13 protein-coding genes are annotated in these 19,678 nt (G+C 64.1%); 2 read left to right on the top strand and 11 right to left on the bottom strand.

The window, feature by feature from the left end; translation table 11 throughout:
• Nucleotides 1-12 precede the first annotated feature (12 nt).
• The 11 genes from addA to NKG95_RS26155 all read right to left on the bottom strand — a co-directional run bounded on the left by addA (nt 13) and on the right by NKG95_RS26155 (nt 17,134).
• A complete protein-coding gene (gene addA, locus NKG95_RS26205) occupies nt 13-3,525 on the bottom strand; it encodes a double-strand break repair helicase AddA (RefSeq protein WP_353042920.1) in 3,513 nt (1,170 codons plus the stop codon).
• Nucleotides 3,522-6,659, bottom strand: coding sequence for a double-strand break repair protein AddB (gene addB / locus NKG95_RS26200; protein ID WP_353042919.1), 3,138 nt, complete (start codon nt 6,657-6,659; stop codon nt 3,522-3,524). Before addB ends, addA begins: the two co-directional genes overlap by 4 nt.
• Nucleotides 6,656-7,414, bottom strand: a complete 759-nt coding sequence (locus NKG95_RS26195; protein ID WP_353042918.1) for a nucleotidyltransferase family protein — start codon at nt 7,412-7,414, stop codon at nt 6,656-6,658. Before NKG95_RS26195 ends, addB begins: the two co-directional genes overlap by 4 nt.
• Before the next feature lie 35 nt (nt 7,415-7,449).
• Nucleotides 7,450-8,961 carry a tRNA (adenosine(37)-N6)-threonylcarbamoyltransferase complex ATPase subunit type 1 TsaE gene (gene tsaE, locus NKG95_RS26190; RefSeq protein ID WP_353042917.1) on the bottom strand — a complete coding sequence of 504 codons (1,512 nt, stop codon included), beginning with the start codon at nt 8,959-8,961 and terminating at the stop codon, nt 7,450-7,452.
• An 8-nt stretch (nt 8,962-8,969) separates the two neighbouring features.
• Nucleotides 8,970-11,531, bottom strand: a complete 2,562-nt coding sequence (locus NKG95_RS26185; protein WP_353042916.1) for a sensor histidine kinase — start codon at nt 11,529-11,531, stop codon at nt 8,970-8,972.
• Nucleotides 11,532-11,719: 188 nt separating this feature from the next.
• On the bottom strand, nt 11,720-13,120 hold the full coding sequence (gene ahcY, locus NKG95_RS26180) for an adenosylhomocysteinase (protein WP_352495247.1): 1,401 nt from the start codon (nt 13,118-13,120) through the stop codon (nt 11,720-11,722).
• A gap of 168 nt (nt 13,121-13,288) precedes the next feature.
• Nucleotides 13,289-13,585 carry an HPr family phosphocarrier protein gene (locus NKG95_RS26175; protein WP_023718281.1) on the bottom strand — a complete coding sequence of 99 codons (297 nt, stop codon included), beginning with the start codon at nt 13,583-13,585 and terminating at the stop codon, nt 13,289-13,291.
• Nucleotides 13,582-13,983, bottom strand: a complete 402-nt coding sequence (locus NKG95_RS26170) for a PTS sugar transporter subunit IIA (protein WP_023718280.1) — start codon at nt 13,981-13,983, stop codon at nt 13,582-13,584. Before NKG95_RS26170 ends, NKG95_RS26175 begins: the two co-directional genes overlap by 4 nt.
• Before the next feature lie 164 nt (nt 13,984-14,147).
• Nucleotides 14,148-14,594 (bottom strand): HPr kinase/phosphorylase, encoded by a 447-nt coding sequence (locus tag NKG95_RS26165; RefSeq protein WP_023718279.1) that lies wholly within the window; start codon nt 14,592-14,594, stop codon nt 14,148-14,150.
• A gap of 31 nt (nt 14,595-14,625) precedes the next feature.
• Entirely contained in the window at nt 14,626-16,410 is a 1,785-nt protein-coding gene (locus NKG95_RS26160; protein WP_352484482.1) for a sensor histidine kinase, read from the bottom strand.
• 22 nt (nt 16,411-16,432) lie between these two features.
• Complete coding sequence (locus tag NKG95_RS26155) at nt 16,433-17,134, bottom strand: response regulator transcription factor (protein ID WP_023677547.1); 702 nt, start codon at nt 17,132-17,134, stop codon at nt 16,433-16,435.
• Nucleotides 17,135-17,477: 343 nt separating this feature from the next.
• Here NKG95_RS26155 and NKG95_RS26150 point away from each other — a divergent pair, with 343 nt between their 5' ends.
• Together NKG95_RS26150 and arfB are read left to right on the top strand one after the other, a co-directional pair.
• Nucleotides 17,478-19,088: a phosphoenolpyruvate carboxykinase gene (locus NKG95_RS26150; RefSeq protein ID WP_353042915.1), complete on the top strand. Its 1,611-nt coding sequence runs from the start codon at nt 17,478-17,480 to the stop codon at nt 19,086-19,088.
• An 80-nt stretch (nt 19,089-19,168) separates the two neighbouring features.
• Nucleotides 19,169-19,606 carry an alternative ribosome rescue aminoacyl-tRNA hydrolase ArfB gene (arfB, locus tag NKG95_RS26145; protein WP_353042914.1) on the top strand — a complete coding sequence of 146 codons (438 nt, stop codon included), beginning with the start codon at nt 19,169-19,171 and terminating at the stop codon, nt 19,604-19,606.
• Nucleotides 19,607-19,678 lie beyond the last annotated feature (72 nt).

Raw genomic sequence — 19,678 nt, 5'->3', positions numbered from 1 at the left:
GCAGGTGTTGTGTCACGCTCCCGTGAGTCGAGCAAGGGCGTCGTCCATCGCCGCCGCCGGCAGCTCGATCAGCCGCGGGGCTTCGGTGAACAGCAGCGCCGCCGAGACCTCGCGTCCCCGATAGAGCGGCTGAAGCAGCGCGCGATACAATGCAAGCTGCAAGACATAGGCGGGGGGCACTTCGGCGAGCGTCGCCGGCGCAGGCCGGTTGGTCTTGTAGTCGACGATCGACACCTTGTCCGGCGCTACCGCCAGCCGGTCGATCTTGCCGGAGATCGAGCGCAGTTTGCCCCTCACCTCCAGGCTGCCCATGATGGCGACTTCAGCGCGCGAGTTTGGTGCAAACAGCGGCGCGAAGCGGCTGTCGGCAAGAATTCTGGAAACGCCAGCCAAGGCTTTGTCGCGCTCGTCTTCAGGCCATTGAGCTCCGGCGCGCGCCAAATAGCGCTCGGCGGCATCCTGGCGTTTTCCCTCGGCGATGCCGGGCAGCATCTGCAGCAATTTGTGCAGCGCCAACCCGCGAATCACGGCAAAGCCGGGCTCGGCGTCGGCATCCAATACCGGCGAACGCGTGTCGGCCACCGCTTGCCGCGCCTCGTCGATCAGCACCGAGGCGCCGGACGGCGAGAGCGGCCGCGGCAGTTCCTCGAAAGGCGGCAAAGGCTGGAACAGGGTTTCCGGCAGTGGCGCAAAGCGTTCCGCCTGCCGTGCCTCATCCACTGCCGCCAGTGGCATGGGCGGCAGCTTCGTCACCTGGAAACGATGCACGGTCTCGCCAGTGGCGGGATGCCGGCGTTCCGCGCTTTCAGCGGCGCCGACCAGCGCGCGGCTGACGACCGAATGCCACGTGCCGGTATTCTGCGCCCGCTTGCCATGGTAGCCGCAGACGATCAGCCGATCCTCGGCGCGAGTCATGCCGACATAGAGCAGCCGGCGGTATTCGTCGTCGGCGAGCTCGCGGGCGCGGGCCGATGCGGCGCGTGAAAATCCATTGGCGACATCGCTGGCCGACCGCCAGAGATAGCCCTTGCCCTCCCAGCAGTCGCCCGACCCTTCGAACGGCATCAATCTCGGCAGGTGCTGGTCGCTGAACGGCGCGGAGCCGCCATCGACCAGGAATACCACCGGCGCTTCCAGGCCCTTGGCGGCATGCACGGTCATGACGCGAACCTCGTCGCGGGTCTGGTCCATTTCGCGCTTGATCTCGGGGCCGGCGTTTTCCAATGTCGACAGGAAGGATTCCAGTCCCGGCAGGCCGGTCCGCTCCTCGGCCAGGCAGAAATTCAGGAATTCGTCGAGGATGTCGCCGGCCTCCGGACCGAGCCGCGCGATCATCTTCTTGCGCAGGCCGTCGCGGGCGAGAGCTCCGGCGTAAAATTCGAACACCGGCTTGAATGCGACTTCGTTCGACCATGTGTCGAGCCGGCTGACGACGGCGGCCAACGCCTCGCTTTCGCCGGCATGCCGGCGCAGCGAGGCGAACAGCGAGACGCCCGACGGCCTCTCGGCAGCAAGCGCGAAAAGCTGCTCTTCCGAGACATCGAAGATCGGGCTGCGCAGCACGGCGGCCAGCGACAGATCGTCCTGCGGCTGGATGAGAAAATGGCCGAGTGCGATCAGGTCCTTCACCGCGATGTGGCCGGGCAGGCTGAGCCGGTCGGCGCCGGCCACCGGAATGTCGCGGCGCTTCAGCGCCCGCGTCAGCGCATGGACGAAGCGATCGCGCTTGCGCACCAGCACCAGCACGTCGCCGGGCCGCAGTTTCTTGCCGCGGCCTTCGATAGTCTCGCCGCCGCCGATCCAGCCGGCAATGGTTGCCGCGACGTTTTCAGCGACGCGTACTGCCGGCGCATGGGCATGGTCGACCGCTTGCGTCCAATCGTCTGGTTCGTCGACGACATCGGCGCCGATCGACGGCCAGACCTCGACATAACCCGGCGCATCGGTGCGGATCGCCTTGTGGTCGAGCGGATCGGGATCGTGGCTGATGCCGCGCCGCACGTTCGGGTCGGCAAAGACACGATCCACCGCCGCAAGCACGTCGTCGGTCGAGCGGAACGACCAGGTCAGCTTGAGATCGGCGAAGGCGGCGGCGGCGCTTCTAACTTTGCCGGCAAACAAAAGCCGGCTGTCAGCAAAGGAATCCGGGGCGGCCCCCTGAAAGGAATAGATCGACTGCTTTTCGTCACCGACCGCAAAGATGGTGCGGTGGACGGCGTCGCGGGCGCCGAGCCCGGCAAAGAACTCCTCCGCCAGCCGCTTGACCACGTCCCACTGGTCGGGACTGGTGTCCTGCGCCTCGTCGAGGAGGATGTGGTCGATGCCCTGGTCGAGCTTGTATTGCACCCATGGGCCGGCGTCGGGCCGCGCCAGCAGATTGACAGTGCGGGTGATCAGGTCGTTGAAGTCGAGGAAGCCGCGGGCGCGCTTCAATTGCTCGTAGCGGGCGATCAGCCAGTCGGCGATGGTCAGCGCGGCACGCGTGGCTTCCAACATCCTGAACAAGGCCAGGCGGTCGGAGATTTCGAGAATGGCGTCGACCGCCACGAGATAACGTTCGGCAAGATCGGGCAGCCGGTCGAGCAGCGCCTTCTTGAACGTCTTTGCCGGATCATAAGGCTCGCCATCGGCCCTCAAGAAAGCCTTGGAGAGCAAATTCAGGCGTCGGACCGGATCGTCCTCGGCAAAGGCAAGACGGGCGTATGGCAGCAGATTGTTCAGCACGATGCGCGCATCGGCGGCCTCGGCCGCCCGTGAAAAGGTGACGAGATAATCCGGCAGGAAGCCGGGCAGCGGCCAGACCGAGGCGGCGATGCCTTCGGCGGTCTGGCCGGCGCGGAAATGGAACTCGTCGAACAGCGCCTGAAAACCATCGCCGCCGGCCGCGGCGATGAAGGTGCGCAAACCGTCGCGCTTGCGCACGATCTCGCCTAGCAACGCGTCGAGCCCATGTTCGCCGCCGCGCTCCAGCACGGTGGCGAAAGCCTCGGCCAGTGCCGCATCGCCTGCAACGCCGCCGGAGATCATGTCGCGGCGGGCGGCGGCGAACAGCGAAGCCTCCATTTGCGGATCAAGCATTTCGAAATGCGCCGGGATGTTGGCTTCCAGCGGGAACTGATGCAGCACCGATTCGCAGAAGGCGTGAATGGTCTGGATCTTCAGCCCGCCCGGTGTTTCCAGCGCCTCGGCAAACAGCCGCCGCGCCTGGCGCATGGTTTCGCGGTCGGGCTGGCGGCTGTCCAGCGCCTCTATCCGTGTCGAGAGCTCGGCATCACCAAGCGCCGTCCATTGCGACAGGGTCGAAAACACCCGGTTCGACATGTTGGCGGCGGCGGCGCGCGTATAGGTCAAGCACAGGATCTTGGACGGATCGGTGCCGCGCAGCAAAAGCCGGATGACGCGCTGGGCGAGCACATGGGTCTTGCCCGATCCGGCGTTTGCCGACACCCATGCGGAGTTATGCGGGTCGGAGGCGCTCGCTTGGCTGGCGGCGGTGTCGCTCGGGATGGGATAGGCCTTCTTCACGCCTCCCCTCCCTCCTCGTCGGCGTCGCCGCCGGCGGACCATTCCAGCACGCGGGCGAGATGGTCGTAGTCGCCGTCGGTCTCACCTTCGCGGAACGGCAGCGCCCGCGACAGATAGCCGGTCGCCGGGTCGGCGTAGTGGATCAGCAGTTTTTCCAGCCGCGCCCAAGCCTCTTCGGCGAGATCGGCGGCGGTTCGCGGCTTGCGGTTGTATTCGAGGATCGATTCCTCGAACACCTCTCCGTTCGGCTTCAGCCGCACGAAGGCCAATTGCGACGGCTCGCATGCGCCAAGCTCCTTGAAGGCGCCGCGACGCAGCAGCGCGCCCTCCAGCGCCAGTTGCGGCGCGAGCAGCGTGTGCGCCTGCGCTTTGGATGGCGAGGAGCCGGTCTTGTAATCGAGGATGTCGGCCATGCCGCCGGCCAGCAGATCGATGCGATCGGCATAGCCGGACAGGGTCACGCCGGATCGGCCGACGCCGGTCTTTTCGGCGCGTTCCTCGGCGTGCCGCCGTACCACGGCGGCGGCCCGGCCGCGCTCCCATTCGATAATGCCGGCGGCAAGCTTTTCGAAGCGCGGCCACCACACCGCCTCGACATCGGCGGGCAGGGCAGCCTCGGCAAAGCAGGACCGGCCGGCGGCGATGAGCCCGTCCAGCGCCTCCGGCGCGCGCGGGTCGGCCACCCTCGCTGAGAAGAGGTGCAGAATGGCGTGAAACAGCGTGCCGCGCTCGGCAGCGCCCGGATCACGAACGACCGGATCGAGTGGCATCAGGCCGAGTATCCTTCTGGCATAGACCGCATATGGGTCGCGACGTAGCGTCTCGATCTCGGTGACCGAGAAGTGGTGCGGCCGCAGGGCGAGCGGCGGTTTCGGCTGCGGCCTCGGCGCAAAGTCCTGCTTTTCGCCGGCATCAAGCGCACGCGCCGAGGCAAGCAGTTCATCGCCGCGCCGGCGAAGTGCCACAGCATGGTCCTCGCCGACGAAGGTAAGGATACGCTGCAGCCAGCGCGACGGCACCGACGGAGCGTCGCCGGAACGGGCGGAGCGAGCCAGCACCACTTTTTTGGCGCCCATGGCCATCTGGAAATCATGGGCGGCAAGGCCGATGCGCCGCTCCGGCGGTTCAAGATCGATGCCGGTCTTCATCAGCCGCGACATAAAGCGGTCACTCTCCGGCTTGCGCGGCCACACGCCTTCGTTGAGTCCGCCGACGACCAGCGTGTCGATATCCTGAAGCCGCGCTTCCAGCACGCCCCAGATGGCGATGCTCCTGTCGGTGCCCTGCGCCGGCTTGACCATTTCGGGCGCAATCAGCGCCTCCATCACATCGGGCCATTCGTCCGCGGCGAAGGAGAACGACACCGAGGCCGCGACCAGACCGCGCAAGAGCTCGGCAAGCTTTTCACCGGCATCGCCGGCATAGAGTTCGCTGAGGCTTCCGTCAGCAGCGCGGCCGAGGCTTTCGAGCACGCCGACACTGGCGCGCACAAGTGTGGCAAGATCGGCATTCTCCTCGCCGCGAAAGGCAACCAGCGGCGCCAGCGCAGCCGTTAGCCGGATCAGCAGATCGCGCGCCTGTTCGATGCGCCTGACCGAGAGGCGCGATCGCCAGAAAGGCGGGCGGCGATTGCCGCCGTCGTCGAATTCGGCAAGCCGGGCACCGAAGAGTTGCGGCAGCGACGCGACGTCCGGGCGACCGGTGCCGCCGCGCAGCGCCACGAGTTCGACGATTTCGGCCGCATGGCGGACGCTTGCCCGCTCCAGGCCGAGGCCAAGCAAGGGATGCTTGAGCAGTGACAGCAGGGCGACCGGATCGCCCGGGCGGAACGCCGCCTGAAGCGCCAGCCGGAGCAGGCTGGCGGCTGGCGTGTTGATGAGCGGCGTGCCGCCGGAATCGTCGGCGGCGACGCCGAAGCGCAACAGCTCGACCGAGACGCGTCGCGCCAGCGCGCGGTCGCCGGTGACCAGTGCGGCGCGCTGGCCGGGCCGTTCGACGGCCTGTTTGAGCGCAACGGCGATCGCCACGGCTTCGTCGCGTTCGCTGGCGGCCTCGAGAAGCGTCACACCAGCGAAGGCCTCGGCACTATCGCCAGCGGTGAAGCGCGCGCGCGTCTCGGCCCAGAGCTCGGTGGTCTCCGCCGGCCGCAGCGCCTCGCCGACAAGTGCGGCGCGCAGCGCAAGTGGCCGCGGCGCAACAGCAAGCTCCCCGACATCGGCCCGAAGCACCCCGATCTTGCCGATCAACTTTGCCAGGCCGTATTGCGGATGGCCAAGCAAAGCCGGCCGCGCACCAGGTGCACTGACGGCGGCAAAGGACGGCTCGTCCAGCGTCCGGTCGAGGCCGGGCAGCACAACAGCGCCATTGGGCAGACCGGCGATTACGGCAAGCAGCTCGGCCGTGGCGGGGATGGAGCCAGTAGAGCCGGCGGCGATCACCGGCCCGGCGGGTGGATTGCGCTTCAGCCGCGCCGCTTCCAGCCTTATCAGGGCATTGCGATGCGCTGCCGGATTGGAGCGACGGCGTTCCTCGAGCAGCTTCGGCCAGTTCTCAGTCACGATGGTCAGGAAATCGAGCGTCACCTGCCACCAGCCTGCAAGGTTGCCGGTTACAAGGTCGGCGAGCCTCGCCCAATCCGTGCCTTCCGTCTCGATCTCATCCATCAGCCGTGCAAGGTCGCGCGCCAGCCAGATGGCGTCGGCGGCGGAGGCCGGGATGACGATCTCCTCGTCGAACAATGCCGCGACATGTGCCGGCAGGCGGCGTTTCCACGCCCGCACCAGCGGCGCAAGCAGCAGAAGACGCTCGACCGCGGCGATCGGCGGCGCAAAGTCGATGGCGGCCGAAGCTTCCGTCTCGAAGGCGGCTTCATCTTCATCAAACTCACCAAGTGGGCGGATGACCGGCAGGATCGCCGAACGGCTTCCCGAGCGCGAGAGAGCATCGACGAAGACGCCGCGAAGCGCCCGCGCTGCACGGCGCGTCGGCACGTAGATGGTGAGATCGGCCAGCACCAGCGGATCGCCATCATAGGCAAAGCCGGGAACCAGGCGCCCTGCAAGCAGCGCCTCGGCCAGCGTCGGCAGGAACGGCGCTCCGGGCGGGATCGAGAAAACGCGGCGGGAGCCGCTCATTTCGACTCGGTAAGAGCGCCGGGTGCCTGAGCAAGAGCATCAGGCGTGCCGGCAAGCGCGGCAGCAACCACTGCTTCCGCCCGCGGGATCGCGTCGGGTGTGCCGACAGTGATCCAATGGCCACGCATCGTCATGCCGAACAGGCGGCCGGCGGCGATTGCCGCATCGAAATAGGCGTTGAGCGACAGCGGGCCGGCCGGCGCGTCCTTGAAGATGCGCGGATGGACGATTGCGGCGCCGGCATAGATCAGGCCGGCCGTATCGTTGTTCGCACGCCGCAACGCGCCGTCCGGCGCCATCAGGAAATCGGTGCCGCCGCTATGTCCGGTTGCCGACTGGAGATCCGCAAGCATCAGCAGAATGTCCATTGTCGCGCCCTCCCATGCAAGGGCAAGTCGCCTGAGATTGGAAACGCCGCTGTCGATCCAGAAGGTGTCGGCGTTGAGCACATAGAAGGGTGCCCCTAACCTGGGCAATGCCTTGACGATGCCGCCGGCGGAGTCGAGCAGGCCGCTGCTCTCATCCGAGATGACGATTCTCGGCGCACTGCGGCGGGCTACATGGTCCACGATCTGTTGTGGCAGGTAATGGACGTTGACGACGGCCTTTGCGACACCGGCTTCGGCTAGGCTGTCCAGCCCCCAGTCGAGCAATGCCTTGCCGGCGACCTTGACCAGCGGCTTCGGCATCGTCTCGGTGATCGGCCGCATGCGCTTGCCGAGCCCGGCGGCAAGCACCATGGCGGTCGTCGGCATCGGTCCCGACGCTTTCAGGCCCAAATCCTTAGCCTTCAAATCGAGCGTTCCTCCAGCAAGCCGTGGGCGATGTAGAAATCCTGCAGCCCGGCCAGCGCCGGATGCGCCAGCGCCCGGCGAAGATAATCGCGGATGCGCGGCAGATGCTTCAGATAATAAGGCTTGCTGTCGCGTTTTTCGAGCCGCACGAAAATGCCGAGGATCTTGGAATTGCGCTGTGCGGCCATGATTGCATAGGTTTCGCGGAATTCGTCTTCGTCGAAGACGCCGGCGTCGCGTCGCGCGGCGATATAGGCGGCGAGCGTGTGCTTTTCGATTTCAGGTGAAATGGTGACGCGCGCGTCCATGGCGAGCGAGGCGACGTCGTAGGCTGACGGACCGATGAGCGCATCCTGGACATCGACGACGCCGAGACGATCGTGACCGGAACGGTCACCGCGCCAGATCAGGTTGGGCGAATGGAAGTCGCGCAGCATTAGCGTGTATTCGCGCCCCTCGAGCCGATCGAGCACCGCATTCCATTCGCTGCGATAACCGGCGCGCAACGCCTCGCTTGGCGGAGCGCCTGATATCGCAGGGACATACCAGTCGACCAGCAATTCGGCCTCGATCATCATGGCGTCGCGATCGAAAGGCGGCACCTCGTGGAAGACGCCGGGGCCGGCCTGCATGCTGGCCGGCCATGTTTTGCCGTGCATCATGGCAAGCAGTTCGGCCGCCGCCGCGTAGCGCTCGGCCACCGGCTGGCCGCGCTTGTCCAGGAACCCTTGGGACCCGAGATGCTCCAGCAGCAGAAAACCCTGGTCGAGATCCTGGGCATGGATTTCCGGGACGCTGACGCCGCCGGCCCGCAAGGCACAGTCAATGGCGACGAACGCCGAAACGGATTGCGCGGTGTGGGCGATCTCGGCATAGGGTTTGCCGTCGCGGACTGGCGGTCCGAGCACCAGCCTTGGCGAGTTCATCAGCACGCGCGGCGGAAATCCGGCGAGCGTGACGATCTCGTAGGAGCGAGCCGAGGCATCACCGATGAAATATCGCCGCTGCGCTTCGCCCCAACCGGCCTGGCCGAGAAAATCGCGCATGGCCAGCGATCGCGCCGCGCGCTCGAAGGCGGCGCCCCCTCCCGATAGTCTCGCCAATCGGCCGTCGCCCTGCTGGAGAAGTTCGACCAGCACCGAGGTTTTCGGCAAATATGCCTCTGCCCGTTCCGGCCATTCGACCAGTGCGGCCCCTTGCGTCAGCGCCTCGTCGAAACCCAGCTCGTCCAACTCGGATGCCGCGCCCAAGCGGTAGAGATCGAAATGATGGACCGGCACACGCGTGTCGTAACTCTGGACCAGCGTAAAGGTCGGGCTCGGCACGTCGAGGCCGGCATCGTCGGCCAGTGCCTTGACCAGCGCCCGCGCCAAGGTCGACTTGCCGGCGCCGAGATCGCCCTTGAGAGCGAGCACGTCGCCAATGCGCAGCGACATGGCGAGGTCCTCACCAAGCCTTGCCGTCGCAGCCTCGTCGGCGAGAAAACGCTCCAGCACCAATACCGCCATCGAACGCGCTACTCGGCCGCCGCGCGGATGCCGGACGGCGTGTCGGGAAAGGCGCAAACAACCGTAGTGCCCTTGTCCCTGCCGGTCTCGATGCGGACGCTGCCGCCATGCAGTTCGACAAAGCTCTTGACGATCGACAGGCCGAGCCCGGCGCCGCGGCGGCGGCCGCCATTGGTGCGCGGCTCGAAGCGCCGGAACACCGAGTCAAGCAGGTCCGGCGGCATGCCAGGGCCGTCATCGTGAACGGAAAATTCCACGCCGTCGGCAAGTTGGCGGCAGGCGAGCGTTATGGTGCTCGCCTCCGGCGCGTAATTGGCGGCATTGCTGAGCAGATTGTAGAGGATCTGGCGGACCCGGATTTCGTCGCCGTGGAAGGTTTTCGGCGCGGCCGCTGCGTCGATCCTAAGCTTGATCGCATGTTCCTCCAGTCGGTCGGCGACCAGTTCGGCGGCGGCTGTAATGGTTCGATCGATGTGAACTTCGGAAATGTCGAGTTCCATGATGCCGGCATCCACCGTCGCCAGATCGAGGATGTCGTTGACGATGGTGAGCAGGACCGAGGAGGACGAGCCGACATGCCCGATATATTCGCGTTGCTTCTGGTTCAACGGACCAGTCGACGGCAGTGAAAGAAGCTCGGTAAAGCCGATGATGTTGGTGAGTGGCGAGCGCAGCTCATACGAGACGTGCTGCACGAATTCGTTCTTGATCTGGTCGGACTTTTGCAGCGCCTCATTCTTGTCCTTCAGCGCCCGCTCGACATTGACGCTGTCGGTAACGTCGACGAAGGTCATCATCACCTGGCCGTTGGGCAAGGGGATGACGGCGTAGCGCAAAACGGTGCCGTTGTTCAATTCGGTCTGGCCGTGGCGGTCGCGGCGCTCGTCGTCGAAGCCGGTGATGGCGGCAACGAACCCGCCCCACGGACTGTCGACGGCACGGCGGTCGCAAAGGTCGCGGATCGTCGAGACATGGACGTTGGGTTTTGAGGCATCGGCATCCAGCCCCCACAGTGCTGCGAAGGCCGGGTTGGACAATCTCAGCCTGCCGTCGGGACCGAATACAGCGACGCCTTCGGCAAGGTTGTCGAGCGTCTCGCCCTGAACCCGGACGGCGGTCTGGTAGCGGCTTTCAAGGTCCATCTTCTCGGTCAGGTTCTCGAACACCCAGGTGACGCCGCCCTTGGGCTGCGGGTTGGCGACGACGCGAATGGTCTTGCCGTCCGGCAGATGCCACCAATGCTCCTGCGATTCAACCGCGCGATAAGCGCCGAGCAAGCTCTCTTTCCAGCGCCGCCATTCGGGCTGCTCGGCAATCTTGCCTTCGCTGCGCAGGCGGTCGAGCAGCAAGGCGTTGTCCGGCGCGCTGTGCAGGAAGCCGCTGTCGAGGCCCCATAGTTTCTGGAACGCCTGATTGAAAAACCGCAATTTCTCGTCGGTATCGAAAATCGCCACGGCAGTGTTGAGCTGATCGAGCGTATCGGCGTGGCTCTGCACGGTCCGCTCATACTCGGCGCGAATGGCCTCGATGGCGCTGATGTCGCAGGCAAGACCAGCCGAACCATCCGCCCCGGCAAAGTCGGTCACGGCAAACATACGGCGGTCGCCTTCGATCACAGTGGAGAGCGTCTGTTCGAAGACGGGGTGCGACTTGTGCTGCGCAGCAATCGTGTCGCGCGCCTGGCCGCCGAGGAATTCCTTGCTGTCACGAACCGCCGATTCGGCATTCTCGGCCTCGACCGCTTCGGCATAGGCCCGGTTGACCCATTTCAGCCGCCCGTCGACGGTGCGTAGCCATGACGGCATCTTGAGCGCATCGAGAAGTCCGATCAGCGTCTCATGGTCGGCGGCCAAGCGCTGGTTCTCGATCTTCAGCCTGGCCTGGCTTCGCTGTGTCTCCGAAAGCGAGACGAAGCGAACCAATACATGCGCCGCACTCTTGCGGCCGTGAACCTCGAGCGGCTGGCCGGCCTGCGATTCGATGACCAGATCGAAGGGCTTTGCCTTGTCCCGCAGCGCCGCCACGGCATGTTCCAACGCGGCCGCCGAACGCGGCATCAGCCAGCGGCCGAAAGCCAGGAAGGCCGCCCGGTCCTCCGGCGCGCCGCTCTCGATCGGCAATGTTCCGACAAGCTCGGGTTTCTTGTTTTCGGCGGCCCATACGACCACGCGCTGGTCGCGGGAATGGAGCAGCGCCTCGGAGCGCTGCAGCGCGGCATTGACGTCGGCGATGCGGGTCCTGAGCTCGGCATTTTCCGCCGCGGTGCGCGCCCTTTCGCGGATCAGAAAGATGGCCGACAGCAATGCCGCCCCCATGACGCCGACAAACATGGCGAGTTGCATGACCTCGACCGTGCTGACCGACAGCCCGGCCTTTTGCGCCACGCGGGTTTGGGCATGTGCGGCAAAGCCAAGCAGCGGACCAACCAGCGAGGAAGAAGCAAGCAGCACCCCGACACGGCTGCCGGCACGGCATAAAAGGCTGCCGCCTCTGGCAGCGGAGCCCGTGATCGAATCGTTATGGCCGCCGGAAACGGCCTGTCCCGCGCAAGGCGGGTTATCCCCCGGCATGTCTTGGTCCTCTTCGCCGCCTGAATGCAAGACCGCCCTGATGCGTGCGCCCGGGCCTCGTCCCCGGACCGCGAATCAGCACCATAGCGCTTGCGCGAATCGGCGTGAAGAATCAATCAGCGCAAAAATAAAGCCGGGCGAAAAGTCAATCGCCCGGCTTCAATATCTAGTGGCAAGTTTCGCCGTGGTTAATAGCGGTAGTGTTCCGGCTTGAACGGTCCCTGCGGGGTGACGCCGATATAGGCGGCCTGTTCGCCGGACAGTTCGGTCAGGCGGGCACCGAGCTTATCGAGATGCAGGCGCGCGACCTTTTCGTCGAGATGCTTCGGCAGGACATAGACCTGGTTCTCGTACTGACCGGGCTTGGTGTACAGCTCGATCTGGGCCAACACCTGGTTGGTGAAGGACGCCGACATGACGAAGCTCGGGTGGCCGGTGGCGTTGCCGAGGTTGAGCAGACGGCCTTCCGACAAAAGGATCATCCGCTTGCCGTCCGGGAAGGTGATCATATCGACCTGCGGCTTGATGTTGGTCCATTTCAGGTTGCGCAGCGACGCCACCTGGATCTCGTTGTCGAAGTGACCGATGTTGCCGACGATCACCATGTCCTTCATCAGGCGCATGTGGTCGAGGGTAACGACGTCCTTGTTGCCGGTGGTGGTGATGACGATGTCTGCCGTCGGTGCCGCGTCTTCGAGCGTGACCACCTCGAAACCGTCCATCGCTGCCTGCAGCGCGCAGATCGGATCGACCTCGGTGACCTTGACGCGGGCACCGGCACCCTTGAGCGAAGCCGACGAGCCCTTGCCGACGTCGCCATAGCCGCAGACGACCGCGACCTTGCCGGCCATCATCGTGTCGGTGCCGCGGCGAATGCCGTCGACAAGCGATTCCTTGCAGCCATATTTGTTGTCGAATTTCGACTTGGTGACGGAATCATTGACGTTGATCGCCGGGAACGGCAGCAGGCCTTTTTTCTGCAACTGATAGAGCCGGTTGACGCCGGTCGTCGTCTCTTCGGTGACGCCGCGGATCGCTTCCTTCTGCTTGGTGAAGAAGCCGGGCGATGCCTGCATGCGTTTCTTGATCTGGGCAAACAGAATCTCTTCCTCTTCGCTGCCCGGATTGGACAGCACATCCTCGCCGGCCTCGGCGCGGGCGCCGATCAGGATGTACATGGTGGCATCGCCACCGTCGTCGAGGATCATGTTGGAGGTGCCGCCATCGGCCCACTGGAAGATCTTGTCGGTGTAGACCCAATAATCCTCCAGCGTCTCGCCCTTGACGGCAAACACCGGAATTCCGGCCTCGGCAATGGCCGCGGCAGCGTGGTCCTGGGTCGAGAAGATGTTGCAGGAAGCCCAGCGGATATCGGCGCCGAGCGCCTTAAGCGTTTCGATCAGCACCGCGGTCTGGATGGTCATGTGCAGCGAGCCGGTGATGCGCGCGCCCCTGAGCGGCTTCTTGTCGCCGAATTCCTCGCGGCAGGCCATCAGGCCCGGCATTTCGGTTTCGGCGATCTCGATCTCCTTGCGGCCCCAGCCGGCAAGCGCGATGTCGGCGACCACATAATCCTTGCTACCCGTCATGGCAGTGCTCCGATGCGAATTGATTGCGGGACGCGCCCCGCCCCGAAGGCGTGTGGGAGGGCGCGAGTTGCCGGCCTGACTAGCAGATCGGGAGTCGGACGACAATGGGATATAAAGAAATCTTTATCCGTGCATGTCTTCAGCGGCAACCAACACGAGAGAGCGCCGTCAGCATTCCTCGCCAAAACGGGAAGCAACCAGTTGCTCCAGCGCATCGATGACCTCTTCGGCCTGCGGGCCGCTGGCGGTGACGCGGATCGAATAGCCGGGGCTCGCCGCCAGCATCATCAGGCCCATGATCGAGGTGCCGCCGACCTTGACGCCGTCCTTCTCGACCTGGACCGTGGCATTGAAGCCGCTGGCAATTTGAACGAACTTGGCCGAGGCGCGCGCGTGCAGGCCGCGCTGGTTGACGATCGGAAAGTCGCGAACGATCTTGTCCTTTTCCGGCAACAGCGCGCTCATTTGCTGCTCAGGAGCTGACTGGCGACGTTGATGTATTTGCGGCCGGCAGCCTGCGCCTCATCCAGCGCGGCCGCCATGTTGTCGCCTTTGCGAACGCTGGACAGCTTGATCAGCATCGGCAGGTTCATGCCGGCAATGACCTCGATGCGGCCGGATTCCATCACGGAAATGGCGAGGTTGGAGGGCGTGCCGCCGAACATGTCGGTCAAAACGATGACGCCTGATCCGGTATCGACGCGGCCGACTGCGTCGATAATGTCGCGGCGGCGTTGTTCCATATCGTCGTCGGCACCGATCGCCACGGTCTCGAAATTGTCTTGTGGCCCAACGACATGTTCCACGGCATTGCGGAACTCGGCGGCCAGTTGACCGTGCGTTACAAGCACGAGTCCGATCATTCTTTGGTGGCTCCCGTCATCGCCGCTTCACAGGCGCATTTTATGCTCGCCGACCGTTCCAGGTGGCGGGAGCGCTATCTTGTCGACGCAAGGCCCGTTGACAAGCCCAAAATTGCGCCGGCCCAGACCAATTTGACGCATTGCAGCAAAAAATCCAAATCGGATCAAAGGAAAGGCGCAATCGACAGGCGCGACATCACTGCCGGCAAGGCCGCCGCGACATTGCGCCCGGCAAGATCGATGCGCGGCACTGGTACGCCGAAAACGAGTTCGCTGCAGTCTTCCTGGAAGCGGGCCATTTTGCCGGCTGGCACCAGCCGGATAATGAGGTCGATCACGCAGCTTGGCTCGAATGGTATCGGCTTGGGGCCGAATCCCGGCACCTCGACGAGGCCGGCTATGCTGACTGGTGCGCGGCAGACCAGCCGCCCCTCGCAATCGGCAGCATAGAGCTGGTCATCGCCGATCAGCCGCGAAAACAGCCCGCGCTGGCTGCAATGATCGATCAAGGCGAGCGCCAGCGTCGTTTTGCCCAAGCCGGACGGTCCGGTGATGAGAATGCCGCAATCACCTATCAGGATGGCGGTGCCGTGAATGTTTTCAGGCTGCACAATAGGACCAGGCGTGATTGGAATTCATCCGTCAGCCTTCGGCCGGCAGCGTCACCACGAAGCGGGCGCCCTTGATCTCGCCAGGCTTGGTGCCCGGGATGTTCTCGGCGCTCAACGTGCCGCCATGGGCTTCGACGATCTGCCGGGATATCGACAGGCCAAGGCCCGAGTTCTGGCCGAACGCCTCGCCGGCCGGCCGGTCGGTATAGAACCGCTCGAAAATGCGATCGATGTTGTCGGCCCGGATGCCGGGGCCATTGTCGTCGACGGTGACGATGTTGAACTTGCCGGCGCGCGCCAGCGATATGGTGATGTGGCCACGTTCTTCGGGAACGAACGAGCGGGCATTCTCGATCAGGTTGGTGATCACCTGGCCGATCCTCAGATCATGGCCGACGACGAAGTAGCCTTTCACGCCCTGCGGCAGTTTGGCGACCTTGAATTCGATCTCGACCGCCTTCTTGTTGCGTGTGGCCTCGCGCGAGACGGCGACCAGATCGGTGATGAACTTCTTCAGGTCGACAGTTCCCGCGTCTTCCCGCGCCAGTTCGGCATCGAGACGGGAGGCATCGGAAATATCGGTGATCAGGCGGTCCAGGCGCCTCACATCGTGCTGGATGATATCCATCAGCCGGCTGCGCGAATTGTCGTTCTTGGCCAGCGGCAATGTCTCCACCGCGCTGCGCAGCGAGGTGAGTGGGTTCTTCAATTCATGCGAGACATCCGCGGCAAAACTTTCGATCGCCTCAATGCGGGCGTAGAGCGCATTGGTCATGTCGCGCACGGCGATCGACAAATTGCCGATCTCGTCCTGGCGGTCGGAGAAGTCGGGAATTTCCTCGCGGTTCTTGACACCGCGGCGAACCCTGACCGCCGCCGCGGAAAGCCGGCGCAGCGGGTTGGCGATGGTGGAGGCCAGCAGCATCGACAGGATAGCGGTAACCAGCGCGGCGATGCCGAACACGCGCAGGATCGCCTTGCGCTCGGCCGCGACGATCTTGTCGATGTCGCCACCTTCGGTCGACAGCATCAGTACGCCGAGAACGGCACGGAAGCGCTGGATCGGCACCGCCACGGAAACGATCTGCTCGCCCTGCTCCGAGATCCGCACGATCGTCGACGGACTGCCGGTAAGCGCCTTGACCACTTCGGGAAACGCAGCACCGTTGCCGCCCGGCTGCTCGCGATAGACGGGCAGCTGCTTATTGCGGAAGAAATCGAAGACGAATTTCTGGATGCGCTCCAGAAGATCCGGCTGCTCCTCTTCGACCGGCGGCAGATCGTAGCGAAGGATCTGACCGCGCGAATAGAGATGGCGGGAATCGAGCAGCAGGTTGGCGTCGCGGTCGTAAATGCGGGCGCGCGTGCGCGTCGGCGAGATCAACCGCCTGAGCACCGGCGCCACGCGCTCCGGATTGATCGGGAAATCGAGATTGTCGAGCTGATCGGAGCCCGGGCCGAGGCTTTCGCCAGCCTGCAACTCAAGCAGCTTTTCCGGATCGATGCTGATCGAATCGGTCTCGACCGTCGCCGATGCGGCAATCGCGCCGGCAATGATCTCGCCCTGGGTCATCAGGCTCTCGACACGGGCGTCGATCAGCCCGTCTCGAAAGGTGTTGAGGTAGAGAATGCCGGTGACCAGGACGGCAAGGCCGGCAAGGTTGAGAAAGAGGATGCGCCGCGTCAGGCTGGAAAAGATGTGATGGCCGAGAAATCGGCGCATCGGCACCGTGATTTTCGACACGAAGGCGGGCAGAATCCGCGGCGGGCGCCTGGCGGCGCCCGACCGTCTCACTCGCTCTACTTCCACTGCCATCGAATAGCAGCTCCCGCTCGACTCAAGCTTCGCGGAACCGATATCCGACTCCGTAAAGGGTTTCGATCATTTCGAAGTCATCATCGACGGCCTTGAACTTTTTGCGCAGCCGCTTGATGTGACTGTCGATGGTGCGGTCATCGACATAGACCTGCTCATCATAAGCCGAATCCATCAGCGCATCACGGCTTTTTACGACGCCCGGACGCTGGGCCAGCGAATGCAGGATGAGGAACTCGGTGACAGTAAGCGTCACCGGCTCGCCCTTCCAGGTGCAGGTGTGGCGCTCCTGGTCCATGACAAGCTGGCCGCGCTCAAGCGATCGAGCCTGCTGGTTGGGCGCCTTGGCAGCCGCCTCGCGGGTGCTGGCGCGGCGCAGCACGGCGCGGACGCGTTCGACCAGAAGACGCTGCGAGAAGGGTTTGCGGATGAAGTCGTCGGCGCCCATCTTGAGGCCGAACAGTTCATCGATCTCGTCGTCCTTGGAGGTCAGGAAGATCACCGGCAGGTCGGATTTCTGACGCATCCGGCGCAGCAGCTCCATGCCGTCCATGCGCGGCATCTTGATGTCGAGGATGGCGAGGTTCGGCGGGCGCGCCGCCAGCCCCTCCAGCGCCGACGCCCCATCCGTGTAGGTTTCGACCCGATAACCCTCGGATTCGAGGGCGATCGAAACCGAAGTCAGAATGTTGCGATCGTCGTCGACAAGCGCGATTGTTGCCATTTCAAGCGGCTCCCTCATGAGCTGTCCCTTCTTTCGTCGAGAAGGGGCTTTTGCAGGACAAATTAGGTACAAAATGTGGCATAGACTCTATCCGCTGTCACGCGCGGCATGCCGGCGGCCACAATTGTACCTCGATATGGATTGGACGAATGAACATCGCCAATCCTTTGGGCAACCACCAATGTTTTCGCACATATAAACGATTTAAACAACTTTCAAAATATTTAAATCGATTAATGATTTGATATCATTCGCCTTTTCTGATTTTGACGTTTTTAGCTCCTGCAATTGGGGTTCCGGAAATTCGCCGGTAAAGACGCGGTAAATCGAAGAAGGGACACCCATGTCGGAAGCCGGCAAACGCAATCCTGCATGCGCAATCGATCGGATCGGCCTGAGAACCACGGGCGTGGTGCGCTATAATTTCGGCGCGGCTTCGCTGTACGAGGAGGCAATCCGCCGCGGCGAGGCCCGACTCACCGCCCATGGCGCGCTTGCCGCCGAAACCGGGCAGCACACCGGCCGCTCGCCCAGGGACAAATTCGTGGTGCGCGACGAAAGCACCGCACCGCATGTGTGGTGGGACAACAACAAGGCGATTTCGCCGATCCAGTTCGATGCGCTGCTTGGAGATTTTCGCCTCCATGCAGCCGAAAAGGACCTTTATGTACAGGACCTGGTCGGCGGTGCCGACGAGGAACTGAAGCTGCCGACCAGGGTGATCACGGAGCTTGCCTGGCACTCCTTGTTCATCCGCAATCTGCTCATCCGGCCGGCAGCCGCCGAACTCGAGCATTTCGTGCCCGATTTGACGATCATCGACCTGCCGTCGTTCCGCGCCGATCCCGCCCGCCACGGCACGCGCGACGAAACGGTGATTGCCGTCGATCTTTCGCGCATGATCGTGTTGATCGGGGGCACCTCCTATGCCGGCGAAATGAAGAAGTCGGTGTTCACCGTGCTTAACTATCTGCTGCCGGCAAAAGGCGTGATGCCGATGCATTGCTCGGCCAATGAAGGGCCGGCCGGCGACGCGGCCGTTTTCTTCGGCCTTTCCGGGACCGGCAAGACGACGTTGTCGGCCGACCCGTCGCGGACGCTGATCGGTGATGACGAGCATGGCTGGGGACCGCATGGCATCTTCAATTTCGAAGGCGGCTGCTATGCCAAGACGATCAAGCTTTCCGCCGAAGCCGAGCCGGAGATCTTCGCCACCACCCAGCGCTTCGGCACGGTGCTGGAAAATGTAGCGCTCGACGCCGGCCGTGTGCCGGATTTCGACGATGGCGGGCTGACCGAAAACACGCGCTGCGCCTACCCGCTCGACTTCATTCCAAACGCCAGCAAGACGGGGCGCGCCAACCACCCGAAGAACATCATCATGCTGACCGCCGACGCATTCGGCGTGATGCCGCCGATCGCGCGGCTGACCCCGGCGCAGGCGATGTACCATTTCCTCTCCGGCTATACCGCCAAGGTGGCGGGGACCGAGAAGGGCGTTACCGAACCCGAAGCGACATTTTCGACCTGCTTCGGCGCACCGTTCATGCCGCGGCATCCATCGGAATACGGCAATCTGCTGCGCGAGCTTATCGCATGCCACGGTGTCGATTGCTGGCTGGTCAACACCGGCTGGACCGGCGGCGCCTACGGCACCGGCAAACGGATGCCGATCAAGGCAACGCGGGCGCTGCTTGCGGCAGCGCTCGACGGCTCGCTGAAAGCGGCCGACTTCAGGACCGACGCCAATTTCGGGTTTGACGTACCGGTGACGGTTGCCGGCGTCGACCGCACCATTCTCGACCCGAGATCGACCTGGATCGACAAGCCCGCCTATGACCGGCAAGCGGCGAGGCTGGTCGGTATGTTCGTCGACAATTTCGAAAAGTTCGAAGCCCATGTCGACGCCACCGTACTCGGCTCTGCACCACGCATGCAGGTCGCAGCGGAATAGCCCCCGCCACATGGCGACGCTTCAAGGCCCGGTTTCGATCGGGCCTTTTCTTTTTTCGCCTGCCACGCCATGACTGCGGCATGAACGCCGACGACAAGATCATCATTACCGACGATGCGGTGATTAATCCGGGCGACCTGCACGAGGACTTCATCCGTTCGTCCGGCCCGGGCGGCCAGAACGTCAACAAGGTGGCGACGGCGGTGCAATTGCGCTTCGATGCCGCCAATGCACCGGGCCTGTCGGAGCGCGTGCGCGATCGGACCATCAAGCTCGCCGGCCAGCGCGCCACCAAGGACGGCGTCATTGTCATCGAAGCCGGACGCTTCCGCACGCAGGAGCAGAACCGGGCCGACGCCCGCGCGCGGCTGACGGCACTGGTCGCCAAGGCCGCCGAACCACCGCCACCGCCACGCAAGAAGACGAGGCCATCCAAGGGCGCGGTCGAAAGACGGCTAAAGGGCAAAGCCGGGCGCGGCTCGATCAAGAAGCTGCGCGGCCGGGTCGAGGATGATTGACGGCCGCGGCGCTGCCGAAGCGGCTTCGGATTCCAGATCGCCGGTGTAAGGTTCGCAGCCACTGTCGGAGGC

The organism is Mesorhizobium sp. M1423 (genome assembly GCF_040317575.1).
Taxonomy (GTDB): Bacteria; Pseudomonadota; Alphaproteobacteria; order Rhizobiales; family Rhizobiaceae; genus Mesorhizobium.
The sequence above is the reverse complement of the archived record's forward strand: the minus strand, read 5'-3'. Positions and strand labels throughout refer to the sequence as shown.